Origin of the sequence: Streptomyces sp. DSM 15324 (assembly GCF_001514285.1) — a bacterium.
Classification (GTDB): Bacteria; Actinomycetota; Actinomycetes; order Streptomycetales; family Streptomycetaceae; genus Streptomyces.
Genome location: NZ_KQ949045.1, coordinates 15,144 through 35,722 on the forward strand (window position 1 = coordinate 15,144; position 20,579 = coordinate 35,722).

A 20,579-nucleotide genomic window follows, 5' to 3' on the forward strand; every position below is an offset into this window, starting at 1 on the left:
GGCGTTCGCGGGGCCGTATCAACCGCCGACGTAGGCCGCGAGGTGTTCGCCGGTGAGGGTGGCACGGGCAGCGACGAGGTCGGCGGGGGTGCCCTCGAAGACGATCCGGCCGCCGTCGTGGCCCGCGCCGGGGCCGAGGTCGATGATCCAGTCGGCGTGCGCCATGACCGCCTGGTGGTGCTCGATGACGATGACCGACTTGCCGGAGTCGACCAGCCGGTCCAGCATGCCGAGCAGCTGCTCGACATCGGCGAGATGCAGACCAGTCGTCGGCTCGTCCAGCACGTAGACGCCGCCCTTCTCGCCCATGTGTGTGGCCAGCTTGAGCCGCTGCCGCTCGCCCCCCGACAGCGTGGTCAGCGGCTGGCCGAGGGTGAGATAGCCAAGCCCGACGTCGGCGAGCCGGTGCAGGATGGCATGGGCGGCCGGGATGCGCGCTTCGCCGGTACGGAAGAACTCCTCGGCCTCGGTCACCGGCATCGCGAGCACCTCGCTGATGTCGCGCCCGCCGAGGCGGTACTCCAACACCGAGGCCCGGAACCGCTTGCCCGCGCACTCCTCACAGGTGGTGGCGACGTCGGCCATCATCGCCAGGTCGGTGTAGACGACGCCCGCGCCGTTGCACGTGGGGCAGGCGCCCTCGGAGTTGGCGCTGAACAGCGCCGGCTTCACGCCGTTGACCTTGGCGAACGCCTTGCGGATCGGGTCGAGCAGTCCGGTGTAGGTCGCCGGGTTGCTCCGCCTGGAGCCGCGGATCGCGCCCTGGCCGACCGACACCACACCCGCGCCGGCGGGGATCGACCCGTGCAGCAGCGAACTCTTGCCGGAACCGGCGACCCCGGTGACGACGGCGAGCACCCCGAGCGGGACGTCGACGTCGACATCGCGCAGGTTGTGGGCCCTCGCGCCGCGGATCTCAAGCGTGCCGGTGGGTTTGCGCACCGTCTCCTTGAGAGCGGCTCGGTCGTCGAGGTGACGGCCGGTCAGCGTGCCGCTGGCCCGCAGCCCGGCGACGCTGCCCTCGAAACAGACGGTGCCCCCGGCCGTTCCGGCGCCGGGACCGAGGTCGACCACATGGTCCGCGATCGCGATCACCTCCGGCTTGTGCTCCACGACGAGCACCGTGTTCCCCTTGTCCCGCAGCCGCAGCAGCAGGCCGTTCATCCGCTGGATGTCATGGGGGTGCAGACCCGTGCTGGGCTCGTCGAAGACATAGGTGACATCGGTCAGCGAGGAACCGAGATGACGGACCATCTTCACGCGCTGGGCCTCACCGCCGGACAGCGTGCCCGATGGCCGGTCCAGCGAGAGATAGCCGAGGCCGATCTCCACGAACGAGTCGAGGGTCTGCAGCACGGTGGCCAGCAGGGGCGCGACCGAGGGCTCGTTCAGTCCTCGTACCCACTCGGCCAGGTCGCTGATCTGCATCGCGCACGCGTCGGCGATGTTGATGCCCTCGATCTTCGAGGACCGGGCCGCCTCGTTGAGCCGGGTGCCCGCGCACTCGGGGCAGGTGACGAAGGTGACCGCCCGCTCGACGAAGGTTCGGACGTGCGGCTGAAGGCTGTCCTGGTCCTTGGACAGCATCGACTTCCGCACCTTGGGGACCAGACCCTCGTACGTGACGTTGATGTCGCCGACCTTCACCTTGGTCGGCTCGCGGTGGAGGAAGTCGTGCAGTTCGGTCTCGGTGTAGTCGCGGATGGGCTTGTCCGGGTCGACAAAGCCCGACTCGGCGAAGACCCGCACCAACCAGCTGCCCGCCTTGTACCCGGGAACGGTGATCGCGCCCCCGGCGAGGGACCTGCCCGCGTCGTACAGCTGGGTGAGGTCGATGTCGGTCACACTGCCCGTGCCCTCGCACCGCGGACAGGCACCGGCGGGCTGGTTGAAGCTGTAGTGGAACGACGGCCCGGCGCTCGGCTCGCCGAGCCTGCTGAAGACGATCCGCAGCATCGCGTTGGCGTCCGTCGCGGTGCCGACCGTGGAGCGGGCGTTGGCCCCCATCCGCTCCTGGTCGACGATGACGGCTGTGGTCAGCCCCTCCAGCAGATCGACCTCCGGCCGCCCGAGCGTCGGCATGAACGTCTGCACGAACGCGCTGTAGGTCTCGTTGATCAGCCGCTGCGACTCCGCGGCGATCGTGTCGAACACCAGCGAGCTCTTGCCCGAGCCGGAGACACCGGTTAACACCGTCAGCCGGCGCTTCGGAATCTCTACGCTCACGTCCTTGAGGTTGTTCACGCGGGCGCCCTGCACGCGGATCAGGTCGTGGCTGTCGGCAACGTGCGGTGCACGCGAGGGTGTGTCCGTCCCCGTAGCCATGGTCATCTTGTCTCCCTTTTTCACCTGGGGGCGCCTTCGCGCTCTCCGACACCGTCACCACGGTCGATCTAACCAGGTTGCAGGCGTGGGTCGTTGTCATGAGAGGGCGATCCGGAACAGGTCGAACCCAGATGCGCAGACGAGTGACGTCGGCCGCCGTTCCTCATGCGAGCCAGGCGGACTCCTTGTCGCGTATGCGGGGGGAGACGTCCGAGTGGCCCGAGACAGCTGACGTGCCCGTGGTGCCGGGTACGGCCGAGTGCCCCAGGTGCCGGTGCACGAAGTGGATGGCCATGGCGCCCTCGCCGGCCGCGGAGGCCACCCGCTTCACCGAGCCGCTGCGGACGTCCCCCACCGCGAAGACCCCGGGCAGGCCGGCCTCCAGGGTCATGCACGAGCGCCCGCGGCCGTGCCACACCTCGGGGTGGGCGCAGGCTTCCTGGGCCTCCGGCCCGGTGAGGACGAAGCCGCGGGAGTCGAGGGCGAGGGTGCCGGCGAGCCACGCGGTGTGAGGGTCGGCGCCGGTGAAGACGAACAGACTCCGTGCCGCGAGACGGCGGTGCCCGCCCGTGCGGTTGTCGACCACGTCGAGCTCCTCCAGCACGTCCCGGCCGATGACCTCGGTGACCTCGGTGTGCAGCATGACCTCCACCCCCGGATGGCGCTCGACCTGGTCGACCAGGTAGCGGGACATGTGGGTCTCAAGGCCGGCTCCTCGGACCAGCAGGCGCACCTTCGGCGCGTACCCGGCGAGGAACAGCACCGCCTGGCCCGCCGAGTTGCCTCCGCCGACGACGGCCACCGGGTCGGTGCGGCACTGCTGGGCCTCGTAGACGGTCGCCGAGTAGTGCACGCTCGTTCCCTCCAGGCGTTCGATGCCGGGCACCCGGAGCCGACGGTAGCGGGCCCCCATGGCCAGGACGACGGCGCGGGCGGCGATCTCGGTGCCGTCGGCGAACGCCATGACGTAGTGGTCGTCGTCCTTGGGACGGAGACCGGTCGCCTCCAGCGGAAGGCTCATCCTGGCGCCGAACTTGTCGGCCTGGAGCACGGCGCGTTCGGTGAGTTCGGCGCCGGAGATGCCGGAGGGGAAGCCGAGCAGATTTTCGATGCGCGACGACGTGCCGGCCTGACCGCCGGTGGCCATCGCCTCCACCACCGTGGTGCTCAGGCCCTCGGAGGCGGCGTAGACCGCGGCAGCGAGGCCGGCGGGTCCGGAGCCCACGATGAGGACGTCGCCGTGACGGTTTCCGGCGGGCAGTGACGGCAGGCCGATGAGCCGGGCCAGTTCCGCGTTGCCGGGGTTGCGCAGCAGGGTGGTGTCCCGCCAGATGACGAGGGGTGTCTCCGCCGGGCCGACGCCGAAGCGGCGCAGCAGCTCCTCGGCCTCCTCGTCGGTCTCCAGGTCGATCCAGCGGTGCGGCAGCCGGTTGCGGACCGCGAACTCGCGCAGCCGTCTGGTGTCGGGCGAGTAGCGCGAGCCGATGATGCGGAAGCCGGCGCCCTGTCCGACGAGCAGCGCGCGACGGCACAGACAGGCGCGCAGCACGATGTCCCCGATGGTGGAGTCCTGGGACACCAGGCGGCGCAACCGGTCCAAGGGGACGACGAGGACCTCGCCCGGCTCCCTGGCGACGGCGGTGTAGAAGGCCACTTGTCCGTGCAGCAGGCCGAGTTCGCCGATGAAGCGACCGGGACCGTGCACGCGCAGCACGTGCTCCTCGGGAGTGCCGTGATTCTCTACGACGGCGACGGTACCGCTGAGGACGACCAAGAACGTCTCGCAGCGCTCCCCTTCCCGGATCAGCACATCGTCCGCAGCCATGGTCCGGCGTTGCCCGTGCTCCGCCAGACGCGCCGTCTGGTCCTCCGTGAGGCGCGGATACGCGCCGTAGACGTCCGGGGTCTCCCAGAAGGCGGCCGCGTCCGCCTTCTCCGGCACCGGTTCTTCGCCCGGCAGCGACTGAGCGCCGGACATCAGACGAACGCCTCGTGTACGTAGCACCAGCGCCATTCCTCGCCGGGCTGGAACGACTGCACGACCGGATGGGCGACGGCAGCCGCGTGCCGGCGCGCGTGCTTGTGGGGCGAGGAGTCGCAGCAGCCGACGTGCCCGCAGGTCAGGCAGAGCCTCAGGTGGACCCACGGGGAGCCGAGCATCAGACACTCCTGACACCCTTCTGGGGTCAGCGGCCGGACCGGCCGGACGAGCGCGAGGTGGGGGTCTGCGTGCAGGGTCATCCGGATCACCCTTTCCGGGCGGTGATCGACTGTTCCACCCACTGGCGGAGAGCGGGGGCGGGCGCCGCTCCCGCCTGCCGGGCGACCGTCTCGCCCTTGTGGAGGATCAGCAGGGTCGGTACGGCCTGGACCGCGAAACGCCGTGACAGTCGCGGGTTCTTGTCGACGTCGACCTTGACGAGTTTGATGCGGCCGGCGAGATCGGTGGCGACCTTCTCCAGTGCGGGGCTGACCATGCGGCAGGGGCCGCACCAGGTGGCCCACAGGTCGACCACGACGGGGACGTCGGCCCGCTCGGCGACCTCGGTGAAGTCGTCGTCGCCCGCGTCAACCATCCACGGCAGGGGCTGCTTGCAGTGGCCGCACCTGGGGCGGCCCTCCGCGGCCACGGGCACCCGGTTGGTGCGCCCGCAGTGGGGACAACCGACGGTCGTCGCCTGCATCGTGCTCATGCGGCCCGCGCTCCCTTCACGTCCTCGGGCCGGTCGTAGGTGACCACCAGTTCACCGTGTTCGGCGTCGACGCGGACCGTCGCGCCGTCCTGGACGTCACCGCGCAGCAGGGCGCGCCCGACCATGGTCTCGACCTCGTGGGAGATGTAACGCCGCAGCGGCCGGGCCCCGTACACCGGGTCGTAGCCCTGGTGGGCGATCACCTCCCTGGCCGCGTCGGTGAGTTCGACGGTGATGCGGCGTTCGGCCAGCCGGCGGCGCAGCTCGTCGAACTGCAGCTCCACGATCCGCTCGATCTGCCGCTCGCCGAGCGGCTTGAACAGCACGATGTCGTCGACGCGGTTGAGGAACTCCGGGCGGAAGTGACCGCGCAGCTCGCCCATCACCAGGGCGCGCGCGTCCGGCTTGATCTCGCCCTCTGCGGTGGCGCCGTCGAGGAGGTGCTCGGAGCCGATGTTGGACGTCATGATGATCACGGTGTTGCGGAAGTCGACGGTGCGGCCCTGGGCGTCGGTGATGCGGCCGTCGTCGAGGACCTGCAGCAGGGTGTTGAAGACATCGGTGTGCGCCTTCTCGATCTCGTCGAACAGCACGACCGAGTAGGGCTTGCGGCGTACGGCCTCGGTGAGCTGCCCGCCTTCCTCGTAGCCGACGTATCCGGGTGGTGCGCCCATGAGCCGGCTGACGGTGTGCCGCTCCTGGTACTCACTCATGTCGAGGCGGACCATGTTCTCCTCGGAGTCGAACAGGGCCGCCGCGAGGGTCTTGGCCAGCTCGGTCTTCCCGACGCCGGTGGGGCCGAGGAAGATGAACGAGCCGATGGGGCGGCGCGGGTCGCGGATGCCGGAGCGGGCGCGGATGATGGCGTCGGTGACGAGTCCGACGGCCTCGTCCTGCCCGATGACGCGCTCGCGCAGGATCTCGTCGAGGCGCAGCAGCTTCTGGCGTTCGCCCTCCTGGAGACGGGCGACGGGGATGCCGGTCCAGGCTGCGACGATCTCGGCGATCTCCTCCTCGGTGACGACCTCGCGCAGCAGCCGGTTCTGCCCTTGTTTGCTGGCCAGTTGCTCCTCCTCGGCCTGCAGCCGGCGCTCCAGGTCCTGGAGGCGGCCGTAGCGGAGTTCGGCGGCGCGGTTGAGGTCGTAGGCGCGTTCGGCCTCCTCCGCCTCGTGGCGGACCTGCTCCAGTTCCTGGCGCAGTTCCTGCACGCGGCGGATGGCCTGCCGTTCGGCCTCCCACTGGGCGTGTTTGGCGTCGGCCTCGCCGCGCAGGTCGGCCAGTTCCTTGCGCAGTTCCTCCAGGCGGGTTCTGCTGGCGGCGTCGGTCTCCTTGGACAGGGCCGCCTCCTCGATCTCCAGGCGGGTGACGCGGCGGGTGATCTCGTCGAGTTCGGCGGGCATCGAGTCGATCTCGGTACGCAGCCGGGCGCACGCCTCGTCGACGAGGTCGATCGCCTTGTCGGGCAGGAACCGGTCGGTGATGTAGCGGTGGCTGAGGGTGGCCGCGGAGACCAGCGCGGTGTCCTGGATCTTCACGCCGTGGAAGACCTCGAGGCGTTCGCGCAGTCCGCGCAGGATGGAGATGGTGTCCTCCACGCTCGGCTCGTCGACCAGGACCTGCTGGAAGCGGCGTTCGAGGGCGGCATCCTTCTCGATGTGCTTGCGGTACTCGTCGAGGGTGGTGGCGCCGATCATGTGGAGTTCACCGCGGGCGAGCATCGGCTTGAGCATGTTGCCCGCGTCCATGGCCCCTTCGGCGGCGCCGGCGCCGACCACCGTGTGCAGCTCGTCGACGAAGAGCAGGATCCGTCCCTCGGCGGCCTTCACCTCGGACAGCACGGCCTTGAGTCGTTCCTCGAACTCGCCGCGGTACTTGGCGCCGGCGACCAGGGAGCCCATGTCGAGGGCGAACACCGTCTTGTCGCGCAGGCCCTCGGGGACGTCGCCGCGAACGATGCGCTGGGCGAGGCCCTCGACGATGGCGGTCTTGCCGACGCCGGGATCGCCGATGAGGACGGGATTGTTCTTGGTCTTGCGGCTGAGGATCTGGGTGACGCGGCGGATCTCCGCGTCACGGCCGATGACCGGATCCAGCCGCCCGGACCGAGCCTCGAGGACGAGGTCGCGGCCGTACTTCTCCAGAGCCTCATAGGCCACTTCGGGATGGGCGGAGGTGACGCGCTGGTTGCCGCGGACCTGGGTGAGCGCGCTCAGGAACGAATCCCGGGTCACGCCGTGCTCCTTGAGCAGGCGTCCGGCGGCGGTCGCCGAGCCCTCCTCGGCCAGGGCGAGCAGGAGGTGCTCCACGGACACGTACTCGTCCTTGAGGCGTTTGGCATCCCGTTCGGCGGCATCGAGCAGGCGGGACAGGCGCTGGGTGACGAAGACCTGGCCGGGTGCCGCGCCGGGACCGGTGACCTTCGGGCGGCGGGAGAGTTCCTCGCGCACGGCTGTGCGCAGCTCCTTCGGCTCGGTACCGGCCTGGTGCAGCAACCGTGGGATCAGGCCGTCCTCCTGATCGAGAAGCGCGAGCAGCAGGTGTTCCCCGTCGACTTCGGTGTGCCCCATGCCGACGGCCTCGCTCTGGGCGTCCCGGAGGGCTTCCTGCGACTTCTGGGTGAGCCGGTTCATGTCCATGGGGGTGTATCACTCCTCGTGCCGCGGCCGCGCAGGGCGGCTTCGAGCAGGCTGATGCGGTCGAGCAGATCGAGCACCAGACCGATGGATGCGTAGTTGAGGCAGAGTCCGGCGCGCAGCCGCTGGATACGGGCGAGAACCGCCGGGGCCGTGGGGTCGAACACCAGTCGCCCCGCAGAATCGCGCTCGGCGTCGACCAGGCCGAGGGCGACGAACCGGCGGATCAGATCGGGGTGGAGGCCCGAGCGGAGAGCCACGGCGGCCAGGGAGAGCCTGGGGACGGGCACGAGCGCGTACCGGACAGCCGTCGAGGCCGTGACGTCGGCGCCCGTTCGTACCGGACGGGCGCCCACGTCGGCCCGGCCGATGCCTCCCGCTCCCGCGGGTCGGTCGTTCATCGCGTCCTCCTGGGGTCGAACGAGGAAGTGGCGGCGAGCTCCTCGAACAGTTCGCGCTCCCGGTCGCCGAGGGTGGAAGGCACCATGACGCGCAGTTCGGCGTACAGGTCGCCGTTCGCGCCCCGCGGGTTCGGCATGCCCTCGCCGCGCAGCCGCAGTCGCCGGCCGCTGGACGAGCCCGCGGGCACCGTGACCTTCGCCGTGCCGCCGCCGGGTGTGGGCACCGGCACGGTCGCGCCCAGGGCCGCCTCCCACGGGGCGACCGGGACCTGGACGTGCACGTCACGGCCGTCCAGCCGGAAGCGGGGGTGGGGCTCGATGCGCACCCGCAGGTACAGGTCGCCCGCGGCGGCGTCACCGCGGCCCCGGCCACCCTCACCCGCCAGCCGGATGCGCTGCCCGTCGGTGACGCCCGGCGGCACGTCGACCTCGTACCGCCGCGGCCGCCCGGTGGGGCCGGCGAGCGTGACGGTGCGACGACCGCCTCGGTACGCCTCCTCGACGGTGAGCGGCAGTTCGGCCTCCTGGTCGGCTCCGGGGACGCCGCCTCGGGCGGCGCCGGCTCCGAACATGGAGCCGAGCAGGTCCTCGATGTCGACGCCCTCCGCGCCGAAGTCGTCACCGAAGCCGGTGGTGTACCGGACGCGAGGACCGCCCCCGCCTGCGGTCCTCCCACCGCGGAAGCTGCCGCCCGCTCCGGCCGCGACCCGTTCGTCGAAGTCCTCGGGGATCTTGCGGAAGTCCTCGCCGAAGCGGTCGTAGCGGGCCCGGGTCCTGGGGTCGGACAGGACGCTGTATGCCTCGTTGAGGTCCTTGAAACGCTCCTCCGCCCCGGGGTCCTTGTTGACGTCCGGGTGGTACCTGCGGGCGAGTGTGCGATAGGCCTGCTGGATCTCGTCCTGGCTCGCGGTCCGCGACACGCCCAGCACCTGGTAGAAGTCCCTTGCCATTGCCGGTCACTCCCGCTTCGCGACCGTCACGGCGGCGGGCCTGAGCTGCCGTTCGCCGTCCCCGTAGCCGGGGCGCAGCACCTCGACGACGGTGCCCGGCGGGGCGTCGGGGTCCTGGACGACACCGACCACCTCGTGCCGGGCCGGGTCGAAGGCGACGCCGGTCTCCGCGTGCCGCGGGTAGCCGAGCAGTTCGAGGACGTTCACCGCCTGGTCGCGTACGGCCCGGACGCCCTCCACGATCGCACCCGGATCGGCGCCGGCGTGGGTCAGGGCGAGTTCGAGGTTGTCGAGGACGGGCAGGAAGGCGGCCGCCGTGCGGGACCGCTCGACCGCCCGTTCGCGCTCACGTTCCCTCGCGTGACGCTTGCGCAGGTTGTCGAGGTCGGCGAGCGCGCGCCGCCAGCGGTCCTCCAGTTCCTGGATCGCGGTCGTGTACGCCTCCTCGGCAGGCGCGGGGCCGGCGGCGTCGGGTCCGGGTTCGCCGGGTTCGCCGTTCGCCGCTCCGGACCGGGGTGGGCCCGGTGGGGGCAGATCCCCGCGAGGACCGGGTCCGGCGCCTTCCGGGACCTGTGCGCCTGGGTCCGACGCGGCCCGGTCGGGTTCCTGGGGGTGGGTGGGCATGGCGCGCCTCAGCCCTTGTCGAACTCGGCGTCGATGACATCGTCGTCACCGCCACCGTCACCCGTGGGACCGTCGGTGGCGGCGTCCTGGCCGGGACCGCCGCCTGCCGCGCCGGCTCCCTGATGAGCCGTCAGTCCTGCGAGCACCTGCTGGAGTTCGGAGGTCAGAGGCCGCACGCGCGCCACGCCCGCCTCTTCCTTGACCGCCGCCCTCGCGTCGGACACGAGCATGTCGGCGCGTGCCTTCTCGTGCGCCGGGGCTGCGTCGCCCAGTTCGCCAAGGCGCTTCTCGACCTGGTACGCGACGGCGTCGAGTTCGTTGCGGGCGTCGACGGCCTCGCGGAGTGCCTGGTCCTGGCCCTGGTTGCGCTCGGCCTCCTGGACCATGCGTTCGACCTCACCACGGTCCAGGTTGGAGCTCTCGCTGATGGTGATGCCCTGTTCCTTGCCGGTGTCCCGGTCGCGGGCCTTGACGTTCAGGATGCCGTTGGCGTCGATGTCGAAGGTGACCTCGATCTGCGGTTCGCCCCGCGGCGCCGACCGGATGTCGGTGAGCTGGAACCGGCCCAGCACCCGGTTGTCGGCGGCCCGCTCGCGCTCGCCCTGGAGGACCACCACGTCGACGGCCGGCTGGTTGTCCTCGGCGGTGGAGAAGGTCTCGCTGCGGCGCACCGGAATGGTGGTGTTCCGCTCGATGATCTTCGTCATCACTCCGCCGCGCGTCTCCACGCCCAGCGACAAGGGTGTGACATCGAGCAGCAGGACGTCCTTGACCTCGCCCTTGAGCACCCCGGCCTGGATCGCGGCGCCCAGGGCCACGACCTCGTCGGGGTTGACGCTCATGTTGGGTTCCTTGCCGCCGGTCAGCCGGCGGACCAGGGTCTGGACGGCGGGGATGCGCGTGGAACCGCCGACGAGGATGACCTCGTCGATGTCGCTCTCGCCGACCTTCGCATCGGCCATCGCCTGCTGCACCGGTCCCAGGCAACGCTCCACCAGGTCGCCGGTGATCTGCTCGAAAGTGGACCGCATGACCGAGTCGGTGAGGTGCTTGGGGCCCGAGGCGTCGGCGGTGATGAACGGCAGGCTGATCTGCGTCTGCGTCACCGAACTGAGCTCGGTCTTGGCCTTCTCCGCCGCCTCGAACAGCCGTTGCAGCGCCTGCGGGTCCTTGCGCAGGTCGATGCCGTTCTCCTTCTGGAAGTCGTCCGCGAGGTGGTCCACCAGGCGCCGGTCGAAGTCGTCGCCGCCCAGGTGGCTGTCTCCGGCGGTGGAGCGCACCTCCACCACGCCGTCGCCGACGTCGAGGATGCTCACGTCGAAGGTGCCGCCGCCCAGGTCGAAGACGAGGACGGTCTCGTGCTCCTTCTTGTCCATGCCGTACGCGAGGGCGGCCGCCGTCGGCTCGTTGATGATCCGCAACACCTCCAGTCCGGCGATCCGTCCGGCGTCCTTGGTGGCGGTGCGCTGAGCGTCGTTGAAGTAGGCGGGCACGGTGATGACCGCCTCCGTGACCCGCTCCCCCAGCTGCTTGGACGCGTCGTCGGCGAGTTTGCGCAGCACCTGTGCGCTGATCTCCTCAGGCGCGTACAGCTTGTCGCGCACCTTGAAGCGGGCCGCCCCGCCCTCGCCCTCGACGACGTCGTACGCCACCGCCCTGGCCTCGTCGGAGATCTCGTCGAAGTGCCGGCCGATGAACCGCTTGGCCGAGTAGATCGTGCCCTTCGGGTTGAGGATCGCCTGGCGTCGGGCCAGCTGGCCCACCAGACGCTCCCCGGTGTCGGTGAAGGCCACCACGGACGGTGTCGTGCGGTTGCCCTCGCTGTTGGGCACGACGGACGGCTCGCCGCCCTCCCACACGGCGATCACCGAGTTGGTGGTGCCCAGGTCGATGCCCACTGCCTTGGCCATGAGGAACTCCTCCGGGTGCGGCGCCTGCGTCGACTCTCCGGATCGCAGGTGGGACCCCCCTGTCACCCCACCTGTGCGCACGGAAGGTCTGGACTACCCCAGGGTGACGAACCGGATCGCTCCACGCCTGCGCCTGACGGGTCAGGAATGCCGGGGTCCGGTCGCCCCACGAGGACGAGAGAAGGAACCCCCGCGTCTCCGTGGGCCGACCCGGGGAGCCACGCCTCGGGTACGGCGCCCCGGAAACGGGTACGCGAAAAGCCGCTCGCCTCCGAAGAAGGAGTGATCCCATGATCGGCAGTCGGGCGCCCAGCCTGTACCACCGCTACTCCGACCGGAAGGGCGGCCTTCCGGAGGGCAGCGCCCGGCGGCGCCCCACGGCCGCGCCCGGGCGGTCCCGGCTGCCCGCTCCCACCGCAGCCGCCTCCGCCCTCCACGAACTGGTCGTGCTCTCCCGCGCCCAGTTCGACGCTCCGGACGAAGACGAGATCCTGCGCCTGGCCATGGATCACATAGGCGCCAGGGGCCCGTACAGCGCCGAGGCCGGATACCTCAAGGTGGGCGGCGACCTGGTCCCCAGCCCGAGGAACGGGCGAACACATGCCTCGGCCCTGGGCCGCAGGGTGTGGGAGCTGGCCGGGGAGGACGGCAAGGTGACCGTGCCCGGCCGACCCTGGGGCCGGGCACTGGCGCTACGCGGACCTGAGGGACTCCACGGCTACCTCGTGGTCACGTCCCGCTCCCGGCCCACCCGGGCCGAGCGATCCCTGCTCGCGATGCTCGTCCGGCACACCGCTGCCGCGATGTCGGTCGCCTTCGCACACCGCCGCCGACGCGAGGACGCGCGGGAGCTGCACCGGCTGAGGGAGGAACGCACAGCCCTCCAACGGCAACTGATCTCCGCGGTGGCCGAGCTGGGCTACGAGCGAGCCGTCCACGCTCTCATGGCCGACGTCGCCGCCTCGGGTGGCGGCGAGGAAGCCGTCACCCGCGCGCTGTACGGGCTCACCGGACTTCCCGCGCTGGTCGAGGACCGTTTCGGTCGGCTGAGGTGCTGGACCGGCCCCGGCCGCCCCGTCCCCTATCCCGAACCGGACCCCGCGTACCACGACGAAACCCTGCACGCCGTCGCCCGTCAGGCCGGGCCGGTGCGGATCAGGGACCGGCTGATCACCCTGATCCGCCCGCACGGCGAGATCCTGGGCGTGCTGGCGCTGGTCGACGCCCGCGACGAGGCCGACGAGCACACCGTCCTCGCGCTCGGACACGCCGCCACCTCGCTCGCCCTGGAGCTGACGCACCTGCGCAATCTGGCCGAGGTGGAGCTCAGGCTGCGCCGCGAGCTGGCCGACGACCTCCTGGCAGGGACGGACGAGCCGAGCGCCTACGCCCGGTCCGAGGCAGTCGGACACGACCTGCACGGCAGCCACTACATCGTCGTGGTGCAGTGGTCGAACCGGACCGCGGACGATTCCTTCGCGCAGACCGTGGGTCGGGTGGCCGCCGCGGTGGGCATGCGCTCGTTGCTGACCCGCCGCTCCGACCACGTCGTCCTCATCGCCGGCGACAGGCCGCACGCGCGCGCGTTGTACGAGGCGCTCGCCCGGGAGAACGGGACACGGTCAGGGACGATCGGGGTGAGCGCCCCTTGCGACTCCGTGGACGACATCCCCCACCACTACGAGGAGGCGCAGCGCGCCCTGGACGTGCGCCGCCACTCCCTCGAGCGCTACGGCACCTCGTTCTTCGACGAGCTCGGTCTCTACCGCATCCTGGGGCCCGGCAGCGGTCACGAGGAACTGCAGACGTTCGTCCAGGAATGGCTCGGGCAGCTCATCGACTACGACTCCCGGCACCACGCGACCATGGTCGAGACCCTCTCCCGGTACTTCGACTGCGGCGGCAACTACGACGAGACCGCCGACTCCCTCACGATCCACCGCAGCACGCTGCGCTACCGGCTCCAGCGCATCCGCGACATCAGCGGCCACGACCTCGCGGACGTCGAGGACCGTCTGAACCTCCAGGTGGCGACCCGGGTGTGGAAGATCGTGCTGGGCGGACCGGGCTGATGCCTCGGCCGGAACGATCGCGAGCCTGCGCACCACGTCGGGCATCCGCGTGTAGGTGGCGGGCTGGATCAGGGGTCCGGCCGATGGGATGCCGGTCGACCCGGCCGATCGCGCCGGGAACCGCGCGACAGGCGCCGTCAGCGGGCCGCTGCCCACCTGGGCCCTGCCCACCAAGGCCCTGCCCACCTGGGATCCGACCGTACGCCTGCACCTGCCGGCAGGGGCCAGCGTGTCACGCGGCGTCGGTGTCACCTCGGGGCATCCTGTGAGCACTCGCGATCGCGGGGGCGGACAACCAGAGGGAGCCATGCGGGTGTCGTCACAGGACCGTACGGTCGTGGCTCTTCTGGCGGATCCGGATGCGCCGACGGATATCGCGCAGCGCATGGCCCGGACGCTTCCTGATCGGCTCGCCGCCAGGTCGGGCCGGGGACGACGATTCGACGTCGACGTGGTGAGTGAGCCCTTCACCGCAGGGGCCGAGGACCCGGCCACCTTGATGCACCGGATCATGGACCGCGGTGGTGACGGGGACTGGGACATCGTCGTGGCCCTCACCGACCTTCCGCTGCACTCACAGGGGCGCAAGCTCGTGGTGGACCTGAGTCACGAACACGGCTTGGCGCTGCTGTCTCTTCCCTCGCTCGGGGGGTTCCGGCTCCAGACGAGGGCCCGGCAGGCCGTGGAAGAAGCCGTGCTCAGTCTGGTGGGCCCGCTGGCCACGGGGGCTGAGGGGCATCCGGGAAGTCAGCCGCTCGGGGGGCCCTTCATCGGTCGTCTCACGCCCGTGCGTGAGGGCCGGGTCGGTGAGGAGGAGATCGCCGATCTGCGGTACGTCGTCAGTGGGCCGCGCGGTTATGTGAGGGTGCTCCTCGGCATGGTCCGCGCCAACCGGCCGTGGCGCTTGGTGCCGGGCTTGTCGAAAGCCCTGGCCGCCGCACTCGCCACGGGAGCAGTCGCCACCGTGAACTCCACCATCTGGAACCTGGCCGCCTACCTGAGCACGCCAAGGCTGGTGATCGCCACCGTCGGGTCCGTCGCTCTCATGATCGGCTGGCTGATCGTGGACGCGGACCTGTGGCATCGAACGGATCAGGTTTCGCCCGAGGCGAGGAAGCGGACGGCTCTGTACAACGCCTCCACGGTCGTGACCGTGGGTATCGGGGTGATCGTCTGTTACGTGGGCTTGGTCGTCATCAACCTGGTGTGGGCGCTGTTCATCCTCAACCGCCAGGTGTTCGCCTCCACGACACGAACCCCGCTGAACGCCACCGAATACTGGACGCTGGCCTGGTTCGTCGCTTCGGTCGCCACGGTGGGCGGCGCTCTGGGATCGGGCCTGGAGAGCGACGAGGCGATCCGGGCAGCCGCCTACTCCAAGCGCGAGCAGGAGCGTCGCAGCGTGCTGTTGCAGGACGACCACGGCGACTAGCGGGTGGGTTTCGCGTCGGGGACCGAGGGGGACCCGGACAAAACGCCGTGGGAGCGCCGAAGCACCGGAGCGCCGAAGCGCCGCCCGGCGGGGACCGGCGGCGAGACGACCGTTCCACCTGATCCAGGTGAACGGCCCGCAAAGGCGTGCCGGAGCCCAGGACGCCGTCACAGAACTTCCGAGAGTCCGGCTCCTTGCGCCTCTTCCATCACGGCCATGCTCGCGACACCAAGGGAAGTCACCATGAAAGCCGCGGTATACGAAGGACCGCGAACGGTCACAGTGAAGGACGTACCTGACGCGAAGATCGAGCACCCCTGCGACATCATCGTCAAGATCACCACCACCAACATCTGCGGTTCCGACCTGCACATGTACGAGGGCCGCACCTCGTTCGAGTCCGGCCGCACCCTGGGACACGAGAACCTGGGCCAGGTCGTGGAGGTCGGCTCGGCCGTGCGCAAGGTCCAGGTCGGCGAGTACGTGGTCCTGCCCTTCAACATCGCCTGCGGCTTCTGCAAGCAGTGCGAGCAGGGGCTGACCAACTACTGTCTGACCATGCAGCCGGAACCCGCCCTCGCGGGAGCCGCCTACGGATTCGCCGACATGGGCCCTTACCAGGGCGGCCAGGCAGAGCTGCTGCGCGTGCCCTACGGCGACTTCAACGCGCTGCGCCTCGGCGAGGACGCCGCCGAGCGGCAGACCGACTACGTGATGCTCGCCGACATCTTCCCCACCGGCTATCACGCCACCGAGATGGCCCACGTCAAGCCGGGCGACCAGACGATCGTCTTCGGGGCCGGTCCGGTCGGGCTGATGGCGACGTACTCCGCCCTGCTCAAAGGCGCCGGCCGTGTCTGGGTGGCCGACCACCAGCCCGACCGGCTGCGCAAGGCGGAGGAGCTCGGGGCCATCCCGGTCAACACCGCCGAGCAGGACCCGGCGGAGGTCGTCAAGGAGGCCACCCTCGGCCTGGGCGCCGACAACGGCTGCGAATGCGTCGGCTACCAGGCACACGATGCCGAGGGGCGTGAGGACGCCAAACTCACGCTCAACGGCCTGATCGACTCGGTCAGGTTCACGGGCGACATCGGCGTGGTGGGCGTGTTCCTGCCCCAGGACCCCGGCGGCGCAGAGGCGCAGGACGAGCTGGAAGCCCAGGGGAAGGTGCCGATCGACTTCGGCATGATGTGGTTCAAGGGCCAGCGCATGGGCACCGGGCAGGCGCCGGTGAAGAAGTACAACCGGGCCCTGCGGGACCTGATCGCCGGCGGGAGGGCCAAGCCGAGCTTCGTCGTCTCCCACGAGCTCAGCCTGGACGAGGCCCCCACGGCCTACGAGCACTTCGACGCCCGTGACGAGGGCTGGACCAAGGTGGTCCTGCATCCGAACGGACACGGCAACGGCCACAAGCGGTAGGAGACCCGGGGCCGCCGTGCCCCCCCTGCCTCCCCTGGACCGGTCCGGGGGACGGGCGGCGATCTGCCCGTCCCCCGGACGACTCGTTCAGCCGCTGCCGCTGGCTGTCCGCGTACTCGCCCCGGATACCGGCCAACGCCGCCCCCCGCCACAGAGCCAGCGCATCACCCAGGCACGTCGCCGCGCCTTGTGCGTCTCCCGCCCCCCGCGCCCGCTCGGCCCGGGCGAACAGCTCCCGGAAGACGCTCAGATCCAGCTCGCCCGGCGAAGTGAGCTGATAGCCGTCCCCCGCGGCACGGATCATGGACGACGACGTGTCCCCGGCGGGCTCCAGCACCTTCCGGAGCCGGTGAATGCAGGTACGCAGGATGCCGCGCGCGGAGGCCGGCGCTTCGGTCCCCCACACCGCGTCGACCCCGGCCTCGGGCACGTGTCTGGACGTCACCGAGATGTCCACCGCCGACAACGCCCGGCTGCAGATCCGGTCCTGCACCGGTACGGCCGACCAGCAGTTCCACCTGCCGGTCTGACCCGGTCTCGTCTCCTCGCGGCTTCCTGTACTCCTGCCGTGCCTGATGCGTCGAACCTCTTCCACCTCTCGTCCGTGCTCAACCGGCGGTCGATCGCCCGGCATGGCCTGGACTGGGCCCGCATGGGCGCCGCCCGGGGAATCGCCGGCAGCCGCCAGCCAGAGGTGGAAGGGGTCTTCGTCTGTCGGGGTGAGGAAGAAGTACGGTTCTTCCTTCGGATCAACAACACCGGTGGGCCGGTCGATCTCTGGTCCGTGGACGGCATCGACGAGGGGTTGCTCCTCGACAACGGCAACGGCTTCGTCCATCTCCCCTCCCGCATACCAGCCGAGCGAGTCCGGCTGGTGCGAGCAGACCTTCCCGCTCAGCACGATTTCTGAGTCCGCCGGGCGAGACGGCAGGGGCCCGGTTACTCGCGTGAGACGGTGTGCGAGTGGCGGGCCCTGTTCCTCCGTCCGGCACGGCACGACAGCCTGTTCGCCGCCCTGGACGGCCGGTCACGAAGCGGCTGCCGCGTCACCCCCGCTTCCACTTGTTCCACCTGAGCGGACAAGGGGTTGGGGCGACGGTGAAGGTTCGGACACCGTCATCCGGAGCAGGGGCAGCGAGGCGACGAGGGTGCCGAGCGCCAGGACGAGGCCGAGCACCCCGGCCCCTGCGGTGTCGAGCACGGCGCCGACGGCCAGGGGCCCGGTGCCGGTGCCCAGGGCGCCGGCGCCGCTGAGGGAGGCGACCAGGCGTCCGGTCGGGTCGATGAGCGCCGCGGCGGCCAGCATCTGCACCAGGACGGCCAGTTGGCAGGCCTGCCGGAGGACGGCCGCCACGGTGAAGAGCACCGGGTCGTGGGTGAGGATCAGGCCCGCCATCGCGAGGGCCTGTGCCATGACGAAGGCGGCCATGGACCGCAGGCGCCCGAAGCGCCGCGCCGCCACCGGACCCACCACCGCGCCGACGAGCGCCACGACGCTCGAGACCGCGAGGACGGCCGATACGGCCGAGGGCGACATCCCGGTGTGCTGACGGCCCAGGACCGAGGCGTACGACCACGCGCCCTGGGTGACGGTCCACAGGAGCGCGGTCCCCAGGAGCAGGACCGCCGTCGGCCTGACACCGGTGGTGCCTCCCGTACCGGCGGAGGCGGCACCCTGCGCCGCGGGCCCGTCCGGGAGCCGGCGCACCAGGGGCCAGGCGGCGAGACCTGATCAGCGAGGCCGCCGAGCGCGCCGGGCACGAGCTCGCCCAGCCCGCCGAGACGATCGCGAGGTTCTTCCTCGCGGGCTTCGACGGGCTGACGATGCGGCACCTCTCCCTGCCGGACGAGGAGGCCGAGAGGGTCTGTCTGCGGGCCCTGATCTCCGCCGTGCTGGCCATGGCCCGAGGTCGCCCCGGGCGCGGAGCGTCCAGAACACCGCGGTGAGGGGCTGGGCCGGCCTCGCGGCAGGCGAGCCGGTCACCCGGCCGGTGGGCCGGTCACTCGGCCCGCTCGGGCCCAGCCGAGTCACCCGGCAGGCGACCCGGTCACCCCGCCGGCTCGGGCCCAGCCGAGTCACCCGGCCGGCTCGGGCCCAGCCGTTGTCGTGACCCCGGGGGCGCCTGCGACGGCGCTGCTGTCGTCGCCTACGCCGCGCCCCCGTGCGGTGCCGTCGTCACGCGCGATTCCACTTCTGGCTCGCCTGGCCGTTGCACGTCCACAGGACCAGCGGGGTCCCGTTCGCGGTGCCGGCACCGTTGACGTCGAGGCAGAGCCCGGCGTGGACGTTGCGGATCGTTCCGTCGGAGCCGACGGTCCACTTCTGGTTGTCCTGGCCGTTGCAGGCCCAGGTGATGACCCGGGTGCCGTTGGTGGTGCCCTGGTCGTAGGCGTCCAGGCACTTGTCGCCGAAGACGCGGATCTCGCCGCCGGCCCACGTGGTCCACAGCTGGTCGGCGGCGGTGTGGCAGTCCCGGATCAGGGCCGTGGCCCCGGCCGCCGTGGAGGCGTTGTCGACGTCCAGGCAGCGGCCTGACGCGGTGCCGCGCAGACGCGAGGTGGTGGCGGCCAGCGGGCTGCCCCCGCTGACCCGGAACACGGCGGCCCCGTGCGCGGGGACGCTCGCCGAGATCTGCCCGGACGTGCTCGACGTACCGCCGGTCCACAGGTCGGTGAGGGTGAACGAGCCGCCGGACAGGCCGACCTGCGCGGCCGTCGTGGTGACGGTCGCGGTGCCCCCTCCGCGGTTGAACAGGCCCACCGCGACCGAGCCGTCCGACAGGGGTTTGGCGAACACCTCGGTGCTGCCGTCGTCACGCACCCTGCGCCCGCCCGCGCCCAGCGCGTCCTGGTTCACCGCCAGCAGACGCGGGTTGCGCAGGATCGCGCTCACGTCGGCGGACATGGTGCGGATGTCGTTGCCGGCCATGAGCGGGGCGCCCATCAGCGCCCACAGGGCGAAGTGGGAGCGGGACTCGGTCAGTGACAGGCCGGGGCGGCCGACGACCAGCATGTCGGGGTCGTTCCAGTGTCCGGGGCCGGACTGCGCCGCCAGCGGCGCGGTGATGTCCAGGACGTTGCCGACGCCCATCGGGTAGCTGTTGGTGTTGCCGTTCTGCCAGATGTCGAGCAGGTCCTCGGTGGTGCGCCACAGGTCGGCGACCTCGCCCCAGTTGTAGGTGGCCCCGGTGATGGCGTGGAAGCTGTTGGGGTTGATGCTGTAGACGATCGGCCGCCCGGTGGCGCGCAGGGCGTCGCGCATCAGCGTGAACCTGGCGACCTGCTCGTCCCGGGTGCCGCTGGAGGAACACCAGTCGTACTTCAGGTAGTCGACGCCCCACGAGGCGAACGTGGTGGCGTCCTGGACCTCGTGTCCCTTGCTGCCCGTCGACCCGGGATGGGCGCCGCTCGTCTGCGCGCAGGTGCGGTCGCCCGGCACCTCGTAGATCCCGAACTTCAGACCCTTGCCGTGGATGTAGTCACCCAGCGCCTTCATCCCGCTCGGGAACTTGGCCGGATCGCCCCGCAGGTTGCCGGCCGCGTCGCGCTGCGGGGCGAACCAGCAGTCGTCGACCACCACATACCGGTAGCCGGCGTCGCGCATGCCCGAGGACACCATCGCGTCGGCGGCCTGGCGGACCTGGGCCTCGGTGATCCCGCACCCGAAGCTGTTCCAGCTGTTCCAGCCCAACGGTGGAGTGAGCGCCGGACTGCCGGGCGCAGCCGCGGCGGTGGAGTGGGCGGAGGCCGTCACCGACGCGGCGACCGAGAGTGCGGCGGCCGCGAGAAGGCGGAGCAGTCGTCCGCCAGGTCGTGTGGGCACCAGGGGCTCCTTTGACCGAAGGGCGCGTTGGAAGTTTCGGTCCCCGTTCGGAAATTCAGGGTGCCACGGATAATCAGAGAGGCGATCGAGCATGTCAACACCCCTCGGGGAAATGGACCGTCAAACCCTCCCGGCAGGCCGACAACGCGCCATATGCGCCTCAGCCTGCACCGAACCACAGGGCCTCGCCGCCCTCCCGGTTCGAATGTTTCGAGATGCAATTCGAATCATGCGTGAGGTATTGACGACACTTCAGGACTCCCCAATCATCCAGATGCCCAGCAAGTCGAGCATGGT

Annotated in this window: 17 protein-coding genes and 1 pseudogene; 6 read left to right on the forward strand and 12 right to left on the reverse strand. The window is 70.8% G+C overall.

Annotation, left to right across the window (positions count from 1 at the left end):
- Positions 1 to 18: 18 nt before the first annotated feature.
- From AQJ58_RS39460 to dnaK, 9 genes are all read right to left on the reverse strand, one after another.
- Positions 19 to 2,331: an ATP-binding cassette domain-containing protein gene (locus tag AQJ58_RS39460; RefSeq protein WP_067259384.1), complete on the reverse strand. Its 2,313-nt coding sequence runs from the start codon at positions 2,329 to 2,331 to the stop codon at positions 19 to 21.
- A 157-nt stretch (positions 2,332 to 2,488) separates the two neighbouring features.
- Positions 2,489 to 4,303: an FAD-dependent oxidoreductase gene (locus AQJ58_RS39465; protein ID WP_067259387.1), complete on the reverse strand. Its 1,815-nt coding sequence runs from the start codon at positions 4,301 to 4,303 to the stop codon at positions 2,489 to 2,491.
- Positions 4,303 to 4,566 carry a UBP-type zinc finger domain-containing protein gene (locus AQJ58_RS39470; RefSeq protein WP_067259416.1) on the reverse strand — a complete coding sequence of 88 codons (264 nt, stop codon included), beginning with the start codon at positions 4,564 to 4,566 and terminating at the stop codon, positions 4,303 to 4,305. Before AQJ58_RS39470 ends, AQJ58_RS39465 begins: the two co-directional genes overlap by 1 nt.
- Before the next feature lie 5 nt (positions 4,567 to 4,571).
- Positions 4,572 to 5,018 carry a thioredoxin gene (gene trxA, locus AQJ58_RS39475; RefSeq protein ID WP_067259389.1) on the reverse strand — a complete coding sequence of 149 codons (447 nt, stop codon included), beginning with the start codon at positions 5,016 to 5,018 and terminating at the stop codon, positions 4,572 to 4,574.
- Entirely contained in the window at positions 5,015 to 7,654 is a 2,640-nt protein-coding gene (clpB, locus tag AQJ58_RS39480) for an ATP-dependent chaperone ClpB (protein ID WP_067259390.1), read from the reverse strand. The genes trxA and clpB overlap by 4 nt, the downstream gene beginning before the upstream one ends.
- Positions 7,645 to 8,052: a chaperone modulator CbpM gene (locus AQJ58_RS39485; RefSeq protein ID WP_067259392.1), complete on the reverse strand. Its 408-nt coding sequence runs from the start codon at positions 8,050 to 8,052 to the stop codon at positions 7,645 to 7,647. The genes clpB and AQJ58_RS39485 overlap by 10 nt, the downstream gene beginning before the upstream one ends.
- Complete coding sequence (locus AQJ58_RS39490) at positions 8,049 to 9,002, reverse strand: DnaJ C-terminal domain-containing protein (RefSeq protein WP_067259394.1); 954 nt, start codon at positions 9,000 to 9,002, stop codon at positions 8,049 to 8,051. Before AQJ58_RS39490 ends, AQJ58_RS39485 begins: the two co-directional genes overlap by 4 nt.
- A 6-nt stretch (positions 9,003 to 9,008) precedes the next feature.
- Positions 9,009 to 9,626, reverse strand: a complete 618-nt coding sequence (locus AQJ58_RS39495; RefSeq protein WP_067259395.1) for a nucleotide exchange factor GrpE — start codon at positions 9,624 to 9,626, stop codon at positions 9,009 to 9,011.
- Between the two features lie 8 nt (positions 9,627 to 9,634).
- Positions 9,635 to 11,536: a molecular chaperone DnaK gene (dnaK, locus tag AQJ58_RS39500; protein WP_067259397.1), complete on the reverse strand. Its 1,902-nt coding sequence runs from the start codon at positions 11,534 to 11,536 to the stop codon at positions 9,635 to 9,637.
- 290 nt (positions 11,537 to 11,826) lie between these two features.
- On the opposite strand from dnaK, the gene AQJ58_RS39505 reads away from it, so the two are divergent.
- The 3 genes from AQJ58_RS39505 (at position 11,827) to AQJ58_RS39515 (ending at position 16,459) form a co-directional block, all read left to right on the forward strand.
- Positions 11,827 to 13,608 carry a PucR family transcriptional regulator gene (locus AQJ58_RS39505; RefSeq protein WP_079079521.1) on the forward strand — a complete coding sequence of 594 codons (1,782 nt, stop codon included), beginning with the start codon at positions 11,827 to 11,829 and terminating at the stop codon, positions 13,606 to 13,608.
- A 307-nt stretch (positions 13,609 to 13,915) separates the two neighbouring features.
- The gene (locus tag AQJ58_RS39510) at positions 13,916 to 15,040 is read left to right on the forward strand and encodes a hypothetical protein (protein ID WP_199844801.1); all 1,125 of its coding nucleotides are present in this window, start codon (positions 13,916 to 13,918) and stop codon (positions 15,038 to 15,040) included.
- 243 nt (positions 15,041 to 15,283) lie between these two features.
- A complete protein-coding gene (locus AQJ58_RS39515; protein WP_067259399.1) occupies positions 15,284 to 16,459 on the forward strand; it encodes a glutathione-independent formaldehyde dehydrogenase in 1,176 nt (391 codons plus the stop codon).
- On the opposite strand, the gene AQJ58_RS42175 is transcribed toward AQJ58_RS39515, so the two are convergent.
- On the reverse strand, positions 16,350 to 16,763 hold the full coding sequence (locus AQJ58_RS42175) for an AfsR/SARP family transcriptional regulator (RefSeq protein WP_234360470.1): 414 nt from the start codon (positions 16,761 to 16,763) through the stop codon (positions 16,350 to 16,352). The two genes, AQJ58_RS39515 and AQJ58_RS42175, sit on opposite strands and share 110 nt — an antisense overlap.
- A 49-nt stretch (positions 16,764 to 16,812) precedes the next feature.
- On the opposite strand from AQJ58_RS42175, the gene AQJ58_RS45260 reads away from it, so the two are divergent.
- Both AQJ58_RS45260 and AQJ58_RS39520 read left to right on the forward strand, forming a co-directional pair.
- Positions 16,813 to 16,989, forward strand: a complete 177-nt coding sequence (locus tag AQJ58_RS45260) for an RICIN domain-containing protein (RefSeq protein WP_107122275.1) — start codon at positions 16,813 to 16,815, stop codon at positions 16,987 to 16,989.
- Between the two features lie 38 nt (positions 16,990 to 17,027).
- Entirely contained in the window at positions 17,028 to 17,369 is a 342-nt protein-coding gene (locus AQJ58_RS39520; protein WP_067259401.1) for a hypothetical protein, read from the forward strand.
- A gap of 117 nt (positions 17,370 to 17,486) precedes the next feature.
- Here the strand turns inward: AQJ58_RS39520 and AQJ58_RS39525 are convergent, their stop codons facing one another.
- Complete coding sequence (locus AQJ58_RS39525) at positions 17,487 to 18,167, reverse strand: MFS transporter (RefSeq protein WP_107122276.1); 681 nt, start codon at positions 18,165 to 18,167, stop codon at positions 17,487 to 17,489.
- Between the two features lie 20 nt (positions 18,168 to 18,187).
- Here AQJ58_RS39525 and AQJ58_RS45265 point away from each other — a divergent pair.
- A pseudogene (locus AQJ58_RS45265) lies at positions 18,188 to 18,406 on the forward strand (TetR/AcrR family transcriptional regulator); the annotation flags it as partial.
- A gap of 229 nt (positions 18,407 to 18,635) precedes the next feature.
- Here the strand turns inward: AQJ58_RS45265 and AQJ58_RS39530 are convergent.
- Positions 18,636 to 20,282 carry a glycoside hydrolase family 27 protein gene (locus tag AQJ58_RS39530; protein WP_067259402.1) on the reverse strand — a complete coding sequence of 549 codons (1,647 nt, stop codon included), beginning with the start codon at positions 20,280 to 20,282 and terminating at the stop codon, positions 18,636 to 18,638.
- Positions 20,283 to 20,579: the final 297 nt, after the last annotated feature.

Bases quoted from the DNA above. Each gene is read 5' to 3' on its own strand.
- AQJ58_RS39485 (WP_067259392.1), bottom strand. From the start codon at position 8,052: ATGAACGACCGACCCGCGGGAGCGGGAGGCATCGGCCGGGCCGACGTG.
- AQJ58_RS39490 (WP_067259394.1), bottom strand. From the start codon at position 9,002: ATGGCAAGGGACTTCTACCAGGTGCTGGGCGTGTCGCGGACCGCGAGC.
- AQJ58_RS39515 (WP_067259399.1), top strand. From the start codon at position 15,284: ATGAAAGCCGCGGTATACGAAGGACCGCGAACGGTCACAGTGAAGGAC.
- AQJ58_RS39460 (WP_067259384.1), bottom strand. From the start codon at position 2,331: ATGACCATGGCTACGGGGACGGACACACCCTCGCGTGCACCGCACGTT.
- AQJ58_RS42175 (WP_234360470.1), bottom strand. From the start codon at position 16,763: ATGATCCGTGCCGCGGGGGACGGCTATCAGCTCACTTCGCCGGGCGAG.
- clpB (WP_067259390.1), bottom strand. From the start codon at position 7,654: ATGGACATGAACCGGCTCACCCAGAAGTCGCAGGAAGCCCTCCGGGAC.
- trxA (WP_067259389.1), bottom strand. From the start codon at position 5,018: ATGAGCACGATGCAGGCGACGACCGTCGGTTGTCCCCACTGCGGGCGC.
- AQJ58_RS45260 (WP_107122275.1), top strand. From the start codon at position 16,813: ATGCAGGTACGCAGGATGCCGCGCGCGGAGGCCGGCGCTTCGGTCCCC.
- AQJ58_RS39465 (WP_067259387.1), bottom strand. From the start codon at position 4,303: ATGTCCGGCGCTCAGTCGCTGCCGGGCGAAGAACCGGTGCCGGAGAAG.
- AQJ58_RS39505 (WP_079079521.1), top strand. From the start codon at position 11,827: ATGATCGGCAGTCGGGCGCCCAGCCTGTACCACCGCTACTCCGACCGG.
- AQJ58_RS39510 (WP_199844801.1), top strand. From the start codon at position 13,916: ATGCGGGTGTCGTCACAGGACCGTACGGTCGTGGCTCTTCTGGCGGAT.
- AQJ58_RS39495 (WP_067259395.1), bottom strand. From the start codon at position 9,626: ATGCCCACCCACCCCCAGGAACCCGACCGGGCCGCGTCGGACCCAGGC.
- AQJ58_RS39470 (WP_067259416.1), bottom strand. From the start codon at position 4,566: ATGACCCTGCACGCAGACCCCCACCTCGCGCTCGTCCGGCCGGTCCGG.
- dnaK (WP_067259397.1), bottom strand. From the start codon at position 11,536: ATGGCCAAGGCAGTGGGCATCGACCTGGGCACCACCAACTCGGTGATC.